Consider the following 17,479-nt stretch of genomic DNA (forward strand, 5'->3'; position numbering starts at 1 on the left):
AAGTTTTTTCATATAAATTAATTTCTTTTAGAGTTTAAAGGCTTCAAAAGTAACTTGTGCTACATTCTTTTTGTTGTATTTTCTTACTCTACTTCAATACTATATTATCTGTTTTGGACAGAAAAATCTGTTTTGGTTGCGATGTATATTTTTATTTTTAAGTTGTCATTTTGCTCTCCCTTGTTGATAACTTCCTTTTTTAATAGCTCAAAAAAAGACTAAATTTGTAGTTCCTCCATTTTCCATCCAGCGATTTTATTTAGTTCTTGTTATCAGGGATTTAGAATAGAGATAATTGGAATTTGGAATTTTAAAAATTGTCTTTTAAAGAAAACTATGTATTTAATATTCGATACCGAAACTACTGGATTACCAAAACGTTGGGATGCTCCAATAACCGATTCTGATAACTGGCCTCGCTGTATTCAGATCGCTTGGCAGCTTCATGACGAAATGGGGCAATTAATCGAACATCAGGATTACTTGGTAAAACCTGAAGGATTTAATATTCCGTATGATGCCGAGCGTATTCACGGAATTTCTACAGAGTTGGCTGAAGCCGATGGAATCACATTGGCAGAAGTTCTGGAGAAATTTAATATTGCATTAAGTAAAACTAAATTTATTGTAGGTCAGAATTTAGGTTTTGACGTTAATATTATGGGAGCCGAGTTTCATAGAATGGGCGTGGAATCTCCAATGAGTTCTATGCCAGTTTTGGATACTTGTACTGAGGTTACTGCTTCATTATTAAAGCTTCCGGGAGGTCGTGGAGGAAGATTTAAGTTACCAACGTTAACAGAATTACATAGTTATCTTTTTGAAAAACCTTTCGCAGAAGCGCACAACGCAACTGCTGATGTTGAGGCAACTACGCGTTGTTTTTTGGAGTTAATAAGAAGAGAGGTTTTTACCAAAGAAGAACTGGATGTTCCGAAGGATTATTTCAAGGAATTTCAGAATAGGAATCCTCAGGAATTTCCGTTAATTGGTTTAAAACACATCAATTTAAAAGCAGCTTCTGATAAAATCAGAGAGCAATTAAAAGCTCTGGAATCTGTTGGTAATGAAACTACGGTTTCTCATTCTGACAGAGAAGATTTTAAAGCGGCAAAATATTCGCATTTACACAACCATACGCAGTTTTCGGTTTTGCAATCGACTATTGGGATTGGTAATATTGTTTCGGCTACAGCCAAAAACGGAATGCCGGCAGTTGCTATGACCGATACAGGAAACATGATGGGAGCTTTTCATTTTGTGAGCGCCGTTATGAATCATAATAAAGCTGCTTCTGGAAAAAATAAAGCTTTGGTTGAGGCTGGTGAAGAACCAACAGAAACTGAGATAAAACCAATCGTGGGTTGTGAGTTTAATGTTTGTGATAACCACTTAGATAAAACCAAGAAAGACAACGGAAATCAGGTTGTATTATTAGCCAAAAATAAAAAAGGGTATCACAATTTGGCAAAAATGTCATCGATTGCCTTTACGAATGGGTTTTATTATGTTCCCAGAATTGACCGTGCTATTGTTGAAAAATACAAAGAAGATATCATGGTTTTATCTGGGAATTTATACGGAGAGATCCAAAGTAAAATTCTGAATGTTGGTGAAAACCAAGCTGAGGAAGCTTTGATTTGGTGGAAAGAACAATTTGGAGATGACTTTTATCTTGAAGTCATGCGCCACAATCAGGAAGATGAAAATCGTGTGAATAAAACGCTGATTGAGTTTTCTAAAAAACACAATGTCAAATTAATTGCGACTAATAATACTTATTATTTAAATAAAGAAGATGCCAATGCACACGATATTTTATTGTGTGTAAAAGATGGTGAAAAACAAGCTACGCCAATTGGTCGTGGTCGTGGATATCGTTACGGATTACCAAATCAGGAGTACTATTATAAGTCGCCTGATGAGATGAAAAAACTCTTTGCAGATTTACCAGAAGCGATTATCAATATTCAGGAAATTGTAGATAAGGTTGAGATTTATTCGCTTTATCGTGATGTATTGCTTCCTAAATTTGATATTCCGGAGGAGTTTGTAGTTGTCGAGGATGAAGCTGATGGTGGAGTTCGAGGTGAAAATAAATATTTGCGTCACCTTACTATGGTTGGTGCAAAAAAGAGATATGGAGAAATTACAGAATCTATTCAGGAACGTTTAGACTTTGAGTTATTAACGATTTCGAATTCTGGTTATCCTGGTTATTTCTTGATTGTTCAGGATTTTATTGCCGAAGCCAGAAATATGGACGTTTCGGTAGGACCTGGTCGTGGATCGGCTGCTGGATCTGCAGTAGCGTATTGTTTAGGAATTACGAATATTGACCCGATTAAGTATGATTTGCTTTTTGAGCGTTTCCTTAATCCGGATCGTGTATCCATGCCCGATATTGATATCGATTTTGATGATGAGGGTCGTGGTCGTGTTATGGATTATGTAATTAATAAATACGGACAGAATCAGGTTGCGCAAATTATTACGTATGGTAAAATGGCAACGAAATCGGCGATTCGTGATACGGCTCGTGTACTGGATTTGCCATTGTTTGAGGCCGATAGAATTGCAAAACTGATTCCGGGTATGATGCCGTCTAAATGGAATTTAGCGCGTTTTATTTCTGAAAGTGAGGAGGAAGTTAAAAAAGCACTTCGTTCGGACGAATTTGAGAATGTAAAAGAGTTAATTGCTATTGCCAATGAAGATGATTTGGCTGGTGAAACAATTCAACAAGCAAAAATCCTTGAAGGATCGATGCGAAATACCGGAATTCACGCTTGTGGTGTAATTATTACGCCATCGGATATTACGAATTTCGTTCCCGTTACCACAGCAAAAGATTCTGATTTATATGTAACACAGTTTGATAACTCGGTTGCAGAAAGTGCAGGATTGCTAAAGATGGACTTCTTGGGTCTGAAGACCCTTACCTTGATAAAAGATACCGTTAAACTGGTAAAATATAGAAACGGAATTGATTTGGATCCCGATACGTTTCCGATTGATGATGTTGAAACTTATGCACTTTTCCAGAGAGGAGAAACAGTTGGAATCTTCCAATATGAGTCACCCGGAATGCAGAAATACATGAAGGATCTGAAGCCTACGGTTTTTGGAGATTTAATTGCCATGAATGCTTTGTATCGTCCGGGACCATTAGAGTATATTCCTTCTTTCGTAAGAAGAAAAAATGGCGAAGAAGAAATCAAATACGATTTAGATGCCTGTGAGGAATATTTGGGAGAAACCTACGGAATTACGGTTTACCAAGAGCAGGTAATGCTTTTGTCGCAATCGCTGGCTGACTTTACAAAAGGTGAGGCCGACGTTTTGCGTAAGGCGATGGGTAAGAAACAAAAAGATGTACTGGATAAAATGAAGCCTAAGTTCGTAGAACAAGCGGCTAAGAAAGGTCATGATGCAAAAGTTCTGGAGAAAATTTGGAAAGACTGGGAAGCATTTGCGAGTTACGCCTTTAATAAATCGCACTCGACTTGTTATGCCTGGATTGCTTACCAAACGGCATACTTAAAAGCGCATTATCCTGCTGAATATATGGCTGCGGTACTTTCTAATAATATGAACGACATTAAGCAGGTTTCGTTTTTTATGGAAGAATGTAAACGAATGGGATTACAGGTTTTAGGACCAGATGTAAACGAGTCGTTTTATAAGTTTACTGTAAATGATGAATATGCTGTGCGTTTTGGAATGGGAGCTATCAAAGGAGTAGGTTCTGGAGCAGTGGCAACAATTGTAGAAAGTAGAAAAGACGGTAGATATAAATCGATTTTTGATTTGGCTAAACGAATAGATTTGCGTGCTGCGAATAAAAAAGCAATCGAAAATCTGGCTTTGGCTGGTGGTTTTGATTCGTTTGAAGGAACTACAAGAGCACAATATTTTCATGATGATGGAGACGGAATTACTTTTTATGAAAAGGCAATTCGTTATGGATCCAAGTTTCAGGAAAACGAAAATTCATCGCAAGTGAGTTTGTTTGGAGAAACAAGCGAGGTACAAATTGCCGAGCCTGTTGTACCTCCTTGTGAAGACTGGAGTACGATGGAAAAACTGGCTAAGGAGAAAGAAGTTGTTGGGATTTATATCTCTGGACATCCTCTTGATGATTTTAGATTTGAGATGAAATACTTTTGTAATGCGAGATTAGAATCGCTGAAAAGTATGAATGAATATGTGGGTAAAAATCTAAATTTTGCAGGAATTATAAATAACGTGCAACACCGTGTGGCAAAAAATGGAAAAGGCTGGGCGGTATTTAATTTGGAAGGATATGATGAAAGTTATGAGTTTAAGATTTTTGGTGAAGAATACCTGAAATTCCGTCATTTCCTGATTCAGAATAATTTTGCCTTCCTGAAAATATTAATAAAAGACGGATGGGTAAATCATGATACAGGTAAAAAATCTGATCCAAGAATGCAATTTGTTGAAATAAGACAATTGCAGGATATTCTGGAAGCTTTTGCTAAAAAGTTGATTTTATTGTTGAACATAAAAGACTTACATGAAGACTTTATTCATAGGTTGAGTCATTTGTTTAGTGAGAATAAAGGCGATAATCAGGTAACTTTTGAAATCATGGAATTAGAAAAAGTAAAGCGCTTGGTTCAGGTTGAAACGAATAATGAGTTTGAAGAAACTGAAGATGCTGTTTTTGTTGATGAAAACGATGAAAATGATACTGATGAAGTTGCTGCTACAAAAACACCTGAGGTTACTGAGGTGGAAGAAATAAGTGTGGTTACTAAGCTGACTATGCCGAGTAGAAGGTTAAAAATTAAGATTTCGACCGAGTTATTGCAAGAATTAGAGAAAATGCAGATAAATTTTAAGCTGAATTAAATTTTAACAGTTAAAATTTTGAATAATGTGTTTTTTTAACGTTAAAATTATGCATGCATACTATTTTTTTAGTATCATTGTGTTGAATTACAACGATTGCGCTCCTATTGCCCCAATGCATAAAGAGAACATTCTGTTAAATTATTTTATGTTTGTATAAATTATTTAAGAAAAAAATTATGAAAAAGAACCTTTTTTTATTAGGATTAATGGTTTGTTCTATGACTATGGTAGCTCAAACTGAAACACAAAAACCAGAAAGCTGGTATTTTAAATTAGGCGGGTCATATTTCTTGCAAACTGCCGCAACTGAGTTTCCTACAGTAGGAGGAAATCTTCCTTTGGATAGAACTTACGTTGGGGGTAAGTTAGTTTCTGAAGAAAGTGTTACAGGTTCTTTTGGTGAAGGTTTTAGAACTGGTGTTACTGCGGGTTATAGATTTAATGCTCGTTTAGGGGTTGAGTTAGGGGTTAATTATTACACTAGTAATGATAAAACAATGGCGCAAACCAGATCAGATGTGCCTATTACGCCAGCTGGAGTGTATAGTTTTAAATCAGTAGGTCAAATTACTGCTTTTGATTTAGCACCAGCATTAGTGTTATTTTTAGGAGAGCACAAAGGTTTTGAGCCGTATACAAAAGTTGGAGTTTTAGTTCCTATTCATGGAGATTTGGAAATCACTACTGATGCATACGCGCCGATTGCTTTTACTCCAGCGGGAGTTCCAGCTGCTTTTGGAGAAGTTCGTAGCGTTGATAAAGTAAAACCAAATCCAACAGTTGGTTTTGTTGCTGCTTTAGGAACATCATATAAATTAGGAAAAAACATTTCGGTTTTTGCTGAATTAGAATACCGTAACTTTACTGTACACGGAAAAACTAAAGAAACGACTGAATTTACTGTTAATGGTAATGATGCTTTGGCGACTAGATCGACTTCTCAAATACATACAAATTACAGAAATTCTTTAAATACAACTTCTAATAATGCTTTGACAAATCCTAATGGTGTTGATAAAACACAAGCAATGGATGAATTAAGTTCTTACGTTGGTATTTCAGGTTTAGGTCTTACTTTAGGTCTTAAATATAGTTTGTAATATAATTACTTTAATAGTTTTAGAAAAGAGGATGTTCGAAAGAATATCCTCTTTTTTGTTTTAATTCTGATTAGGAATCTATTGTGTTTTAGCTTTTTGGTGTTGAGTTAAAGTGTGATAAAGTAGAAAAGACTCTTGTGGATTGCTAGGGTGTTAGCCCTGATAGAAGCGGTATCCTTTTAAGGCTTTCTTTAAGCCGTAAAAGATATAGCTGATAGCAGGATAAAGCTCCTGAAATTGCTTAAATAACGATAGAAGTATAGAAATTTGTAATGCGTTTATAATGAAAACTAATTTGTAAATTGAGGTGAATTGATTTTAAATTTCTAAATTTGTACTCGAGTTTGAAACTCATTAAAAATTGTCCCCCGAAGCGAAGTCTGAGGGTTAAACTTTAAACAAAAAAGAAAATGGCATTAGCAATAACAGACGCTACTTTTGATGAAGTAGTTTTGAAATCAGATAAACCAGTTATGGTTGACTTTTGGGCAGCATGGTGTGGGCCTTGTAGAATGGTTGGACCAATCATTGACGAATTAAGCACTGAATATGCTGGAAAAGTAGTAGTAGGAAAAGTAGACGTAGATGCAAATCAAGAATTTGCTGCAAAATACGGTGTACGTAATATTCCAACTGTTTTGGTTTTTCATAACGGTGAAGTAGTAGGTAAACAAGTAGGAGTTGCTCCGAAACAAACTTACGCAGATAGTTTAGACGCATTGTTGTAATCGAATCCGATTATAATTTATATAGAAAGGTTTGGCGAAAGTCAAACCTTTTTTTATTTTTAACGAATATCAATACCTATTCCTAAAATGAAAATTATTTACTGCTTCCTTGGTTTCTTTGTTCTAACTAGTATTTGTTGGTCTCAATCTGTAAAAAAGAAAGAGTTTATATTGGAAAAAGGAGTTTCTGAGGAATTGGCGATTTTCCGAAAACAACAAATCTCGGATGTAACGTATGAATTATCGTTTGCAATTCCTGATAAAAAAGACCAGCAGATTGTTTCGGGTCTTGCTGTAGAGTTTAAATTGTTGGATTTAAGTCGCCCTTTGTATTTGGATTTTAACGAAAAATCGCAGAACCTAAAATCGATTCTTGTAAACGGCAAAAATGTTGCTATTGTGCATGAGAAAGAACATATCGTTATTTCTGAAAAGAGCATAGTGAAAGGTAACAATAAAGTCGAAATTTCATTTATAGCTGGAGATATATCGTTGAACAGGAATGATGATTTTCTTTATACGCTGTTAGTTCCTGATAGAGCTAGTACGTTGTTTCCTTGTTTTGATCAGCCAGATATTAAAGCAACTTATGTGCTTAGTCTTACTGTGCCAAAAGATTGGGCTGTTCTTGCTGGTGCGAGTGTAGAAGAGAAGTTTGATAAGGAAGAAACGGTTACTTATAAGTTTGGGAAATCAGACAAAATGAGTACTTATTTGTTTTCGTTTGTGGCTGGTCAATTTAAAAAAGTCACCGAAAACCCTCGTGGTAATAGGTCGATGACAATGTTATACAGGGAAAATAATCCCGATAAAATAAAAGCAAGTACAGATACTATTTTTAATTTACATCAGCAATCATTAGGTTTCTTGGAGCAATATACACAATATCCGTTTCCTTTTCAGAAGTTGGATTTTGCCTCGATTCCTGTATTTCAATATGGAGGAATGGAGCATGTGGGAGCTATTCAGTATAAAGAGTCTTCTTTGTTCTTGGATAATAGCGCTACTGATAGCGAGAAATTGAATAGAGCTAAGCTTATTGCTCACGAAACTGCTCATATGTGGTTTGGTGATTTGGTGACTATGAAATGGTTTGATGATGTATGGATGAAAGAGGTTTTTGCAAATTTTATGGCTGACAAAATCATGAATCCAATTTTTCCGAAGGTAAATCATGGTTTACAGTTTTTAACAGCTCATTATCCTAGTGCGTATGACGAAGATAGGTCTGCGGGAACACATCCGATTAAGCAAAAATTAGCAAATCTTAAAAACGCAGGATCGCTTTACGGAAGTATCATTTATAATAAAGCGCCAATTATGATGCGTCAATTAGAAGCTTCGATGGGTGAAGAGGCTTTTAAGAAAGGTATACAGAAGTATATTGAGAAATATGCTAATGATAATGCTAATTGGGAGGATTTAGTCGAAATTCTGGATGCTGAATCTCCATTGGACATTAAGAAATGGAGTGATGTTTGGGTTAATAAATCCGGAAGGCCTATTCTTACAGCGTATATTGAGTATGATTCTGGAAATCGTATACAACGTTTTGAAATTAATCAACAGGCAGAGGATAAATCGAATAATCTTTGGCCGCAGCTTTTTGATATAGGATTGGTTTATCCTGATGGTGTTAAGGTGGTTAAAGTAGCTGTAAAGGATAAAATAACAAAGGTAGATGGTATTTTAGGTTTGGCTAAGCCAATGACAATTATATACAATTATAATGGGTTGGGTTATGGCGTTTTTCCTGTAGATGTAAATAATCTGGATTATACAACAATAAACGATGAGGTAGCAAGAGCATATAGTTATATTAACCTTTATGAAAATATGTTAGCGGGTACGGTTGCTCCTGCAAAGACTTTTGATGCTTGTTTGGAAGGAATTAAAGTGGAGCAAAATGAATTGGTTATTAAGATATTATCAAGTCAATTAAATACTGTTTTTTGGAAATTTCTTGGAGATAAGCAACAAAGTATAAATCAGCAAAAACTTGAGGAGATTGTTTATAGTCGTTTACAAAAGGATTTGCCAAAAAATATTAAAAAGACGTTGTTTGGTTTGTTTAGCTCTATTGCTTATTCTGATACAGGAAAGGAAAAATTATACCGAATATGGAGTAAAGAAGAGGTAATTGCTAATTTAAAATTAAATGAAGATGATTATACAAGTATGGCTATGAATTTGGCTATATTTAAACATCAAAAGGCGGATGAGATTTTAAGTAAAACAAGAGCAGAGATTAGTAATCCAGATAAGCAAAAGCGATTTGATTTCTTGCTTCCGTCTTTATCAAAAGAAGATTCTGTTAGAGGAGCTTTTATGATGTCTTTAAAAGACGAGAAAAACAGAGAGAAGGAATCTTGGGTTTCGGTTGCTTTGGCAAATGTGCATCATCCGTTACGTCAGGAAAGTGCTCAGAAATATATTAGGTTTTCATTGGATTTAGTGAGTGAGATTCAGCGAACAGGAGATATTTTCTTTCCAAAAGACTGGTTGAATAATACTATTGGGAAATATTCGTCGAAATATGCTTTTGATGAAGTGCAGCGATTTTTAAAAGAAAATCCTAATTTTAGTCCAATATTAAAGAGAAAGTTGCTGCAATCGACAGATAGTTTGTATCGAGCGCAAAAAATAAAATAAGAAATCGAATGAAGATTGAATCGCAAATAGAGAAAATTTCTAGTTTTCAGCATCTTGAGATGTTGGCTAATCAGGTTGTGGAAGGTTTTATTTCGGGAATGCATAAAAGTCCGTTTCACGGTTTCTCGGCAGAATTTGCTGAGCATAAAGTGTATAATGTTGGCGAAAGCACAAAACATATCGACTGGAAATTGTATGCCAAGACAGACCGTTTGTATGCAAAGCGATTTGAAGAAGAAACAAACTTGCGTTGTCATTTAATAATAGATAACTCGGCATCGATGCATTATCCTGATTTAAAAGCAAATCAATCTTTTTATGAGAATAAAATAGGATTCTCGGTTTTGGCATCGGCTGTTTTAATGAATATTTTAAAGAAACAACGTGATGCAGTAGGCTTGAGTGTGTTTTCGGATAGTTATGAGTATTACGCACCCGAAAAAGGGAGTGATCGTCATCATAGAATGTTGCTTAATAAACTGGAAGAACTTCTGGAAAAACCTAAGACGAGTAAAAAAACAGATACGGTTACGTATTTGCATCAAATTGCGGAGAAAATCCACAGACGTTCGATGATTGTCCTATTTACAGATATGTTTCAGTCTAGTGGCGATGCGTCGGGAGAGGAATTATTGTTTAATGCATTGCAACATCTTAAACATAATAAGCATAAAGTGGTTTTGTTTCATGTAATAGATAAGGAAACAGAAGTGAAATTTGACTTTGATAATGCGCCACGCAAATTTATTGACCTGGAAACTGGTGAAGAAGTGGCTGTTTTTGCTGATAATGTGAAAATAGAATATGAAAAAGAGGTTGAAAGTTATTTTAAGAGACTGGCTTTAACTTGTGCTCAGAACAGAATTAAGTATGTTCCGGTCGCAGTGGGTGATAATTTTGAAAAAATATTAACTACTTATTTGGTTGAAAAACAAAACTTTGGATAATGAGTAAAAAAATAAATTAAAATTTTTCACAAAAAGGCTTGCAGAAACGAAATTCTATACTATCTTTGCAACCGCAATAACGCAGAGGTTTGGTAGTTCAGTTGGTTAGAATACATGCCTGTCACGCATGGGGTCGCGGGTTCGAGTCCCGTCCAGACCGCAATATTGGGAAAAGCCTTTCTTTATAGAAAGGCTTTTTTGCCCAAATACGGTATCTAAGATTAGTTGTGTTGTTTGGTCGGCCTTGTAAGCTGACCGGGTTTAGTAGTTAGACCAATGAAAAGCTTTCCACTTTTGTGGATGGCTTTTTTGATTTAAGACCTTTTTGGTTTGGGAGATTAACCCGAAAAAATTAACCACAAAGGACGCTAAGATTTACGCGAAGTCCGCAAAGCTTGATTTATTAAGTTCTGTGGATTTTTTGTTTAAGATGGATGAGTGTTCGTGTGGCAATAATTTAACCACAAAGAATATTAAGATTTACACAAAGTCCGCAAAGTTTTAATTAAGCTTTGCGGACTTTGCGTTTTTTAACTTTGCAGTCTTTGCGGTTAAATTAGGAATTGAGTGCAAAAGTTGGAGGTTACGAAAAAAAAGATTACCGCAAAGAACATTAAGATTTACACAAAGTCCGCAAAGTTTTAATTAAGCTTTGCGGACTTTGCGTTTTTTAACTTTGTAATCTTTGCGGTTAAATAGGTAATGAAGTCCAAATTTCAAATACGTTTATTCCAATTATGCGTTAAAAAGAGGATATCTGCCCTGATATTATTTATATGATGGGAAAATAGTATTTTCTACTTTAATAGAAATCAATGGATTAAAAAAATAACGATTTTTTTTGTTTAAAAAACACGAAAAAAGCTTGTAGAATCACAACTTCTGTTGTACTTTTGCCCCACAATAAAGCGAGTTGGTTTGGTAGTTCAGTTGGTTAGAATACATGCCTGTCACGCATGGGGTCGCGGGTTCGAGTCCCGTCCAGACCGCAATATTGGAAAAGCCTTTCTTAACGGAAAGGCTTTTTTTATTTTATAGTAATTCCACTCCGCTTAATTATCTTCCTTATATTTATATATCGCAAAAAGTCTGTTGATATACACGTACTACAATGGAACATTCAATTCATAAAGAACATAAGTACTATATTAAAACGGTAGATACTGATAAAAAAAGTATTTATTGTTATCATGATTTGATGGGGGAATTATATGTTCCTACACATAAACATAATAAAGCACAATTTCTTTATACGGAAGGCGATGTTGTATTTGTAACGACTGAAACCAAAACGTATTTTTTACCAGCAAGACATTTTATATGGATTCCAAGTGGAATTGAACACAGCATTCATCCAAAGTCTGAAAACGTGATGATGCGAAATTTATATTTTCCTGTAGAGAAAGATGAAGATGTTTTTTATCAAAAAGAAGGTATTTATCCAGTTAATAATTTACTGCTTCAAATGATGCTTTTTACCAATCAATGGAATGGTGATCTTAAAAAAGGAAGTCCGAATTTTGTGATTGCTAAAGCTATAAAAGCGATATTACCCCAAATTTGTTTAACCAATTTACCACTAGAATTACCTTTGCCAAAAGATGCTCGCTTGAGTAAAATCTTGCGTTATGTTGAAAACAATTTAGGAGAAACGATTCTGTTTGGAGAAGTTGCGCATCAATTTGGATATAGCGAGAAGTCTTTATACCGTTTGTTTCAGAAAGATTTAGGAATGTCTTTTATTCAATATTATACAATCAGAAGAGTATTAAAAGCAATTGAATTGCTGCTTGATCGAAAATTATCTGTAAAAGAAGTAGCTCAAGAAGTTGGGTACAGTAGTGTGCCAACATTTAGCAATACTTTTTTTAAGATATTAGGACAGCGACCTTCTGATTATCTTAATGGAGAAAACATTCTGAAAAGAGGGAAGTTGTAAAAGGTAATCTACTTATTGAGTATTGGTTTTTTTTAGCGAAATCTGTATGAGTAAAATGTTTTCACGCAGATTCGGCAGATTTTTTAAATAAGTAAAAAGTTTTCTTTGTTGTTTTTAATACAGATTTATATTCCTGAATAATTTATCATTTTTTTTTATCTTCTAAAAGCTATTGAATTTGAGTGAGTAAAATGTTTTCACGCAGATTTAGCAGATTCGGCAGATTTTTGAATCGCAAACTTGTCTTTCTGAGGAACGAAGAATCACCACAAGAATATCCATAATCTTTGTCGAGCTACTAACGGAGATTCTTCGTTCCTCAGAAAGACAATATTGAGGCTTGTGCTACTAAATCCGCATGAAAAACTCAATTGTTAAAATTTGTCCGAAATGAATATGTTATTGACTTTTTAGAATTATCAGGCAATTATAAAATGAAAGAACTTTGCAGTGAATAAATCACACTACTTTCATGTTCCTTAAAAAATGGTTTTCGATACAGTGTTATCGTCCAAAAAAAATAGCTTTAATCCTGATTTTACTTGGGATAACTACACTACAAGCTCAGCAAATAAATCCGATTTCATTACAAGAAGCGATTAAAATTGCAAAAGAAAATAACAAAAACATACTTAAATCTCGCATTGAAGTAGATATTTCTAAAGAGAATATCAAAGAAACCAAAGAACTTCGTTTGCCTGAAATAGATTTTAATGGAGGTTATTCTCGTGTTACAAACTTAACAGAGTTTAAAGGTGGGTTTCTAAAAGATAAAGATGTAACCCATACAATTCCAGAGATGTATAATATAGGAACGGCTATTAAAGTGCCACTATATGCTGGAAATAAGATCAACAATGCTATCGCAATTGCCAATCAGGAGAGTAAGATTGCTCAGGTAAAAAGCGAAAAAGCTGAAAATGATATTCAGTTAGAAGTGATTGCTACTTATTTGGGAATTCAGAAAATGATGGAACTTCAAAAAATCATTGATGAAAATATTAAAGAAGAACAAAGCCGACTTAAAGAAGTTCAATCCTTAAAGAACCACGGTACAATTACCAAGAATGAAGTTTTAAGAGCAGAGCTTCAACTTTCGGATCGTGAACTGAATGCCTTGACAAACTCTAAAAATATCAAAATAGCACTTCACGAATTAAAAACAATTCTTCAGTTACCCGAAGAACAAGAAATAGCGATTGATACAACGGCAAGTTTTAATGAAGATGTAAAGATGGATAATTACAATTTCTATTTAAATAATACACTTCAAAATGAAGAGATGCGAATTGCAAATCAGGAAATCGAAATCAAGAAGACAGAATTGAAATTGGCAAAAGGAAATTATTACCCAACCATAAATTTCTTTGGAGATTATAATTTAAAATATCCCAATTATATGTTCTTTCCGCCAAATCCTTATTTGTATAGTCTAGGGCAAGTTGGTATCGAAGCTACATTTAGTTTGTCGGGATTATATAAAAATAAAACCAAAGTACATATTGCAAATTCTAGAATTGAATTACAGAAAACCCAATCGGAAATTGTAAAGAATAAAGTTCAGGATGAATTATTTAGAAATCATACGCAATATGAAGAAATTACGGAGAAGATTAAAGTTGTCGATAAAGCATTAAAATTAGCAACCGAGAATTATCGTATTGTTAAGTTAAAATACCTGAACCAGTTGGTTCTGATTACCGAAATGGTCGATGCTGATAATGCGTTGCTGCAAGCAAAATATAATAAAATAGCAACGCGAATTGATGCCGAAATGAAACATTATGAATTGCTTCATACTGCAGGATTATTAAAATAATTGAATTTTAAAAAGAGAATAGAATTTTATGGTAAAGATAAAAAATGAAACAAGAGCTAATAAGTCGTTTCATACATTGATAACTGTTATTGCATGCGTGCTTGTTTTAAGCGGAATCATTTTGGGAATTTGGTTTTATGTTTTTAATAAAAATCACGAAGAAACCAATGATGCTCAGGTTGAGCAATATGTTACACCTATTATGTCCAGGATTACTGGGTACGTTCAGGAAGTTCGTTATGAAGAAAATCAGTTTGTACATAAAGGAGATACTTTATTAGTTATAGACAATCGCGAGTATAAATCAAGACTAGATGTGGCTTTGGCAGATGTAGAAAGTGCTAAAAGAAATAGCGTTGTTGTCGAGAAAAATGTAGCTACAACCGCAAGTGCAACTACAATTGGAAAGTCGCAATTGGCTGCAGCCAAAACCAATCTTTGGAAAACACAATTAGAGTACCAACGATACAAAGCTTTGGTAAAAGAAGAAGCTGCAACCGAACAACAATTAGAAAAGGTAAAAGCAGATTACGAATCGGCTCAGGCACATTATCAGGAAATGAGTAACCGAATCGAATCATCGACTTTAAATACATCACAAGCTGCAGCAAATATACCTACTGCACAAACAGTAATTCAGTCCAAACAAGCATTGGCAGATAATGCTGCTTTGTTTCTTTCGTACACAGTAATCACTGCGCCTTATGACGGATGGGTTGCTAAAAAAACAATTCAGCCAGGACAAATGATAAAAGAAGGACAAACTTTGTTGTCGATGGTGAGTAAAGAAAAATGGATTACAGCAAACTTTAAAGAAACTCAAGTTCAGTTTTTAACTATCGGTCAAGAAGTAGAGATACACGCAGATGCGATTAATGATAAAGAATTTGTAGGAGTAGTTACTTCATTATCTCCAGCCAGTGGCGCACGATTTTCGTTATTGCCGCCAGATAATGCCACGGGAAATTTTATCAAGATAGAACAAAGAATCCCAGTAAGAATAAAATTAAAAGACACAAGCGAGCAAACTGATTTCCTTCGTGCCGGAATGAATATAACTGTAGTAGCCGAACACAAATAACATAATGTTAGACAATACAAGCGTTTTTAAATCATGGGTTCCTAATTGGGCAATCATTGTAATCTTGTTTTTTTGCATGTTGCATTCCATGATTTTGTTGGGAGTTTACTCATCAAATGTTACTTATGCATCAAGTTTTCTAGATATAGAACCAGAGGACTTGCAATTTTCTATGTGCGTTACTTACGGGACTTTGCTTGCCACGATATTAATAGAAAGCCGATTTTCTAAATTTTTCCCCACTAAAAAATATCTGATTGCGGTATTTTGTTTGGTAGCCATTACTATAATGTTGTCGGCTTATGTAAAGAACTTTTCATTGTTTATAATGATAAGAATGGCTGAAGGTTTCCTAATGGCATTACCAGGAGTTCCGTTAAGGCAGTTATTAATTACCAGATTTAAATCTAAAAATGCAATTATAATTGGGTTCACCTTTAATTATGGGGCGCTACTATTATCATCGCCTTTTATAATGAATATTGCCGTTTGGCTTTTAGAAAATTACGATTGGAGATATATGGCGTATGGTTCAGCATTATTCCAGATTATTTGCGTTTTATTAATAATGATAACGTTTAATGATAGTCGTCTCCATCGCAAAATTCCTCTGTATCAAATAGACTGGACAAGCTTTGTTTTATTGCTGATTGCCATATTATGCGGAGCGTATTTCTTTGTATATGCCGAGAAAAAATATTGGTTTGAATCTTTCGAAATCCGATTTGCATTAATTGCATCATTAATTTCGACCGGTTTATTTATTTTTAGACAATTGCACGTAAAACGACCTTGTTTTGATTTAAATGTTTTTAGATATGCCAATCTAAGAATCGGTTTCTTGTTGTTTTTTCTTTTTTATATCGGTAGAGCAACACTTAATATTTGTCATAGTACAATGTTTAGTGTCTGGAACTGGGAGCCATCGCGCGTGGCGCATATTCAGTTTCTTAATGTAATAGGTAATGTAATCGGAATGGTTTTGGCGGCAGTATTTCTTGCAAAAACAGTAGCTTCGAGATATATCTTTATGCTTGGGTTTTTTATTCTTGCGGTGTTCCACTTATGGTTTACGTTTCTTTTTGTGCCCGATATTTCATTATCGGCAATGGCAATACCATATATTCTGCAAGGAGTTGCAGTAGGGGTTTTATTTGTGCCGTTGGTTTTGTTTACAATGTCATCTGTTCCTACAGGTTTAGCGCCATATTCTGGAGCAATCGGAGTTTCAGGGCGTTTTTGGGGAAGTACAATTGGGTTTTGTATTATGCAAAATGCAGAGAAGTTTTTTCAGAAATCACACTTTACAAAACTGATACAGTTTATTGCGCCCGAAAATCCCGAAACGCAAAGCAGAATCGCACAAACAGCACAAAGCTTCGTGGGTAAAGGTTTTAATCCAGACGAGGCTAATCTTCTGGCGATGAAACAAATTTTAGGTTCAGTAACCAAGCAATCTATTCTGTTATCAAATATGGAGATTTTTACCGCTGTTGGGTACGGATTATTAATTGTTGTAGTCTTGTTAGGAATCAATCAGCATTTAAAACAAACATTTGATGTTTTTAAAAATAGAGTTTGGAATAGTTTCTAAATTCAGAACAGTCCAGCACGATTTTGCCATACAATCGTAAGGAAAAGTCCGAAGAATATAATGCAAAGCATAAAGTTTATAAAACTCGATGCCAGAAAGCCAATAAAAGAACCTGTTGCAGCTTTTAGAGCGCGATTGTGATCTTTAGAATCGTAGATTAATTCTCCGATAAACGCTCCTGCAAATGGGCCAATAATAAAACCAAACGGAATTGGGGCAAAAATACCAACGACCAAACCGATATTAGTCCCCCAGACTCCATAAGTACTTCCGCCAAATTTCTTAGTCCCTTTGGCGGGAATGATATAGTTTAGGACAGAAATGATGATTGTTACAGCAAGTGTAATGCCTAAAACCCAATAATTCATTGGGACAACTTTTGTCATATAAAGCAATAATAAACCAACCCAACTAAGGCTTATTCCGGGTAAAACAGGTAAAAAACTACCTAAAATACCAACAATCATGCATATAAAGCCGAGTAACAATAATAGTGAATCCATATAATTTTTTTGTAATTTTGCGCCTACAATCCTTTAGTTAGATTCGTCCATGTTTAGATTTTTGCAATTTGTATTGTTTTGTTCCTTGATTTTTTCAATCAATGCAAGTACGTATGCACAAACTAAAAAACTTTCAATAGACGATAGATTACTTCAGGATAGCATCTATAAAAGTAATAAGAAAAAAGTATTAAATTTTTCAATGAAAGATTTTGATGCACTTTTTTTTGATTTT

The 17,479-nt window shown here is 34.6% G+C and carries 10 protein-coding genes and 2 tRNA genes; 11 read left to right on the plus strand and 1 reads right to left on the minus strand.

Features of this window, described 5'->3' with window-relative positions; all coding sequences use genetic code 11:
- Positions 1–336 precede the first annotated feature (336 nt).
- From dnaE to B8T70_RS15275, 11 genes are all read left to right on the plus strand, one after another.
- Complete coding sequence (dnaE, locus tag B8T70_RS15225) at positions 337–4,878, plus strand: DNA polymerase III subunit alpha (RefSeq protein WP_086895379.1); 4,542 nt, start codon at positions 337–339, stop codon at positions 4,876–4,878.
- Positions 4,879–5,057: 179 nt separating this feature from the next.
- Positions 5,058–5,981 (plus strand): outer membrane beta-barrel protein, encoded by a 924-nt coding sequence (locus B8T70_RS15230; protein ID WP_086895380.1) that lies wholly within the window; start codon positions 5,058–5,060, stop codon positions 5,979–5,981.
- Positions 5,982–6,391: 410 nt separating this feature from the next.
- Positions 6,392–6,709 (plus strand): thioredoxin, encoded by a 318-nt coding sequence (gene trxA, locus B8T70_RS15235; protein ID WP_039113817.1) that lies wholly within the window; start codon positions 6,392–6,394, stop codon positions 6,707–6,709.
- Between the two features lie 87 nt (positions 6,710–6,796).
- Positions 6,797–9,361: a M1 family aminopeptidase gene (locus B8T70_RS15240; protein ID WP_086895381.1), complete on the plus strand. Its 2,565-nt coding sequence runs from the start codon at positions 6,797–6,799 to the stop codon at positions 9,359–9,361.
- 8 nt (positions 9,362–9,369) lie between these two features.
- Positions 9,370–10,308 (plus strand): DUF58 domain-containing protein, encoded by a 939-nt coding sequence (locus B8T70_RS15245; protein WP_039116824.1) that lies wholly within the window; start codon positions 9,370–9,372, stop codon positions 10,306–10,308.
- A gap of 86 nt (positions 10,309–10,394) precedes the next feature.
- Positions 10,395–10,468, plus strand: a tRNA-Asp gene (locus B8T70_RS15250).
- A 755-nt stretch (positions 10,469–11,223) separates the two neighbouring features.
- Positions 11,224–11,297, plus strand: a tRNA-Asp gene (locus B8T70_RS15255).
- 122 nt (positions 11,298–11,419) lie between these two features.
- A complete protein-coding gene (locus B8T70_RS15260) occupies positions 11,420–12,247 on the plus strand; it encodes an AraC family transcriptional regulator (RefSeq protein WP_039116825.1) in 828 nt (275 codons plus the stop codon).
- 472 nt (positions 12,248–12,719) lie between these two features.
- A complete protein-coding gene (locus B8T70_RS15265; RefSeq protein ID WP_039116288.1) occupies positions 12,720–14,066 on the plus strand; it encodes a TolC family protein in 1,347 nt (448 codons plus the stop codon).
- 28 nt (positions 14,067–14,094) lie between these two features.
- Positions 14,095–15,147 (plus strand): HlyD family secretion protein, encoded by a 1,053-nt coding sequence (locus B8T70_RS15270; protein WP_086895382.1) that lies wholly within the window; start codon positions 14,095–14,097, stop codon positions 15,145–15,147.
- A gap of 4 nt (positions 15,148–15,151) precedes the next feature.
- Positions 15,152–16,741, plus strand: a complete 1,590-nt coding sequence (locus B8T70_RS15275) for an MFS transporter (RefSeq protein ID WP_086895383.1) — start codon at positions 15,152–15,154, stop codon at positions 16,739–16,741.
- A 2-nt stretch (positions 16,742–16,743) separates the two neighbouring features.
- Here the strand turns inward: B8T70_RS15275 and B8T70_RS15280 are convergent, their stop codons facing one another.
- The gene (locus B8T70_RS15280; protein ID WP_086895384.1) at positions 16,744–17,244 is read right to left on the minus strand and encodes a DUF456 domain-containing protein; all 501 of its coding nucleotides are present in this window, start codon (positions 17,242–17,244) and stop codon (positions 16,744–16,746) included.
- Positions 17,245–17,479: the final 235 nt, after the last annotated feature.

Source organism: Flavobacterium sp. AJR (genome assembly GCF_002156885.1).
Taxonomy (GTDB): domain Bacteria; phylum Bacteroidota; class Bacteroidia; order Flavobacteriales; family Flavobacteriaceae; genus Flavobacterium.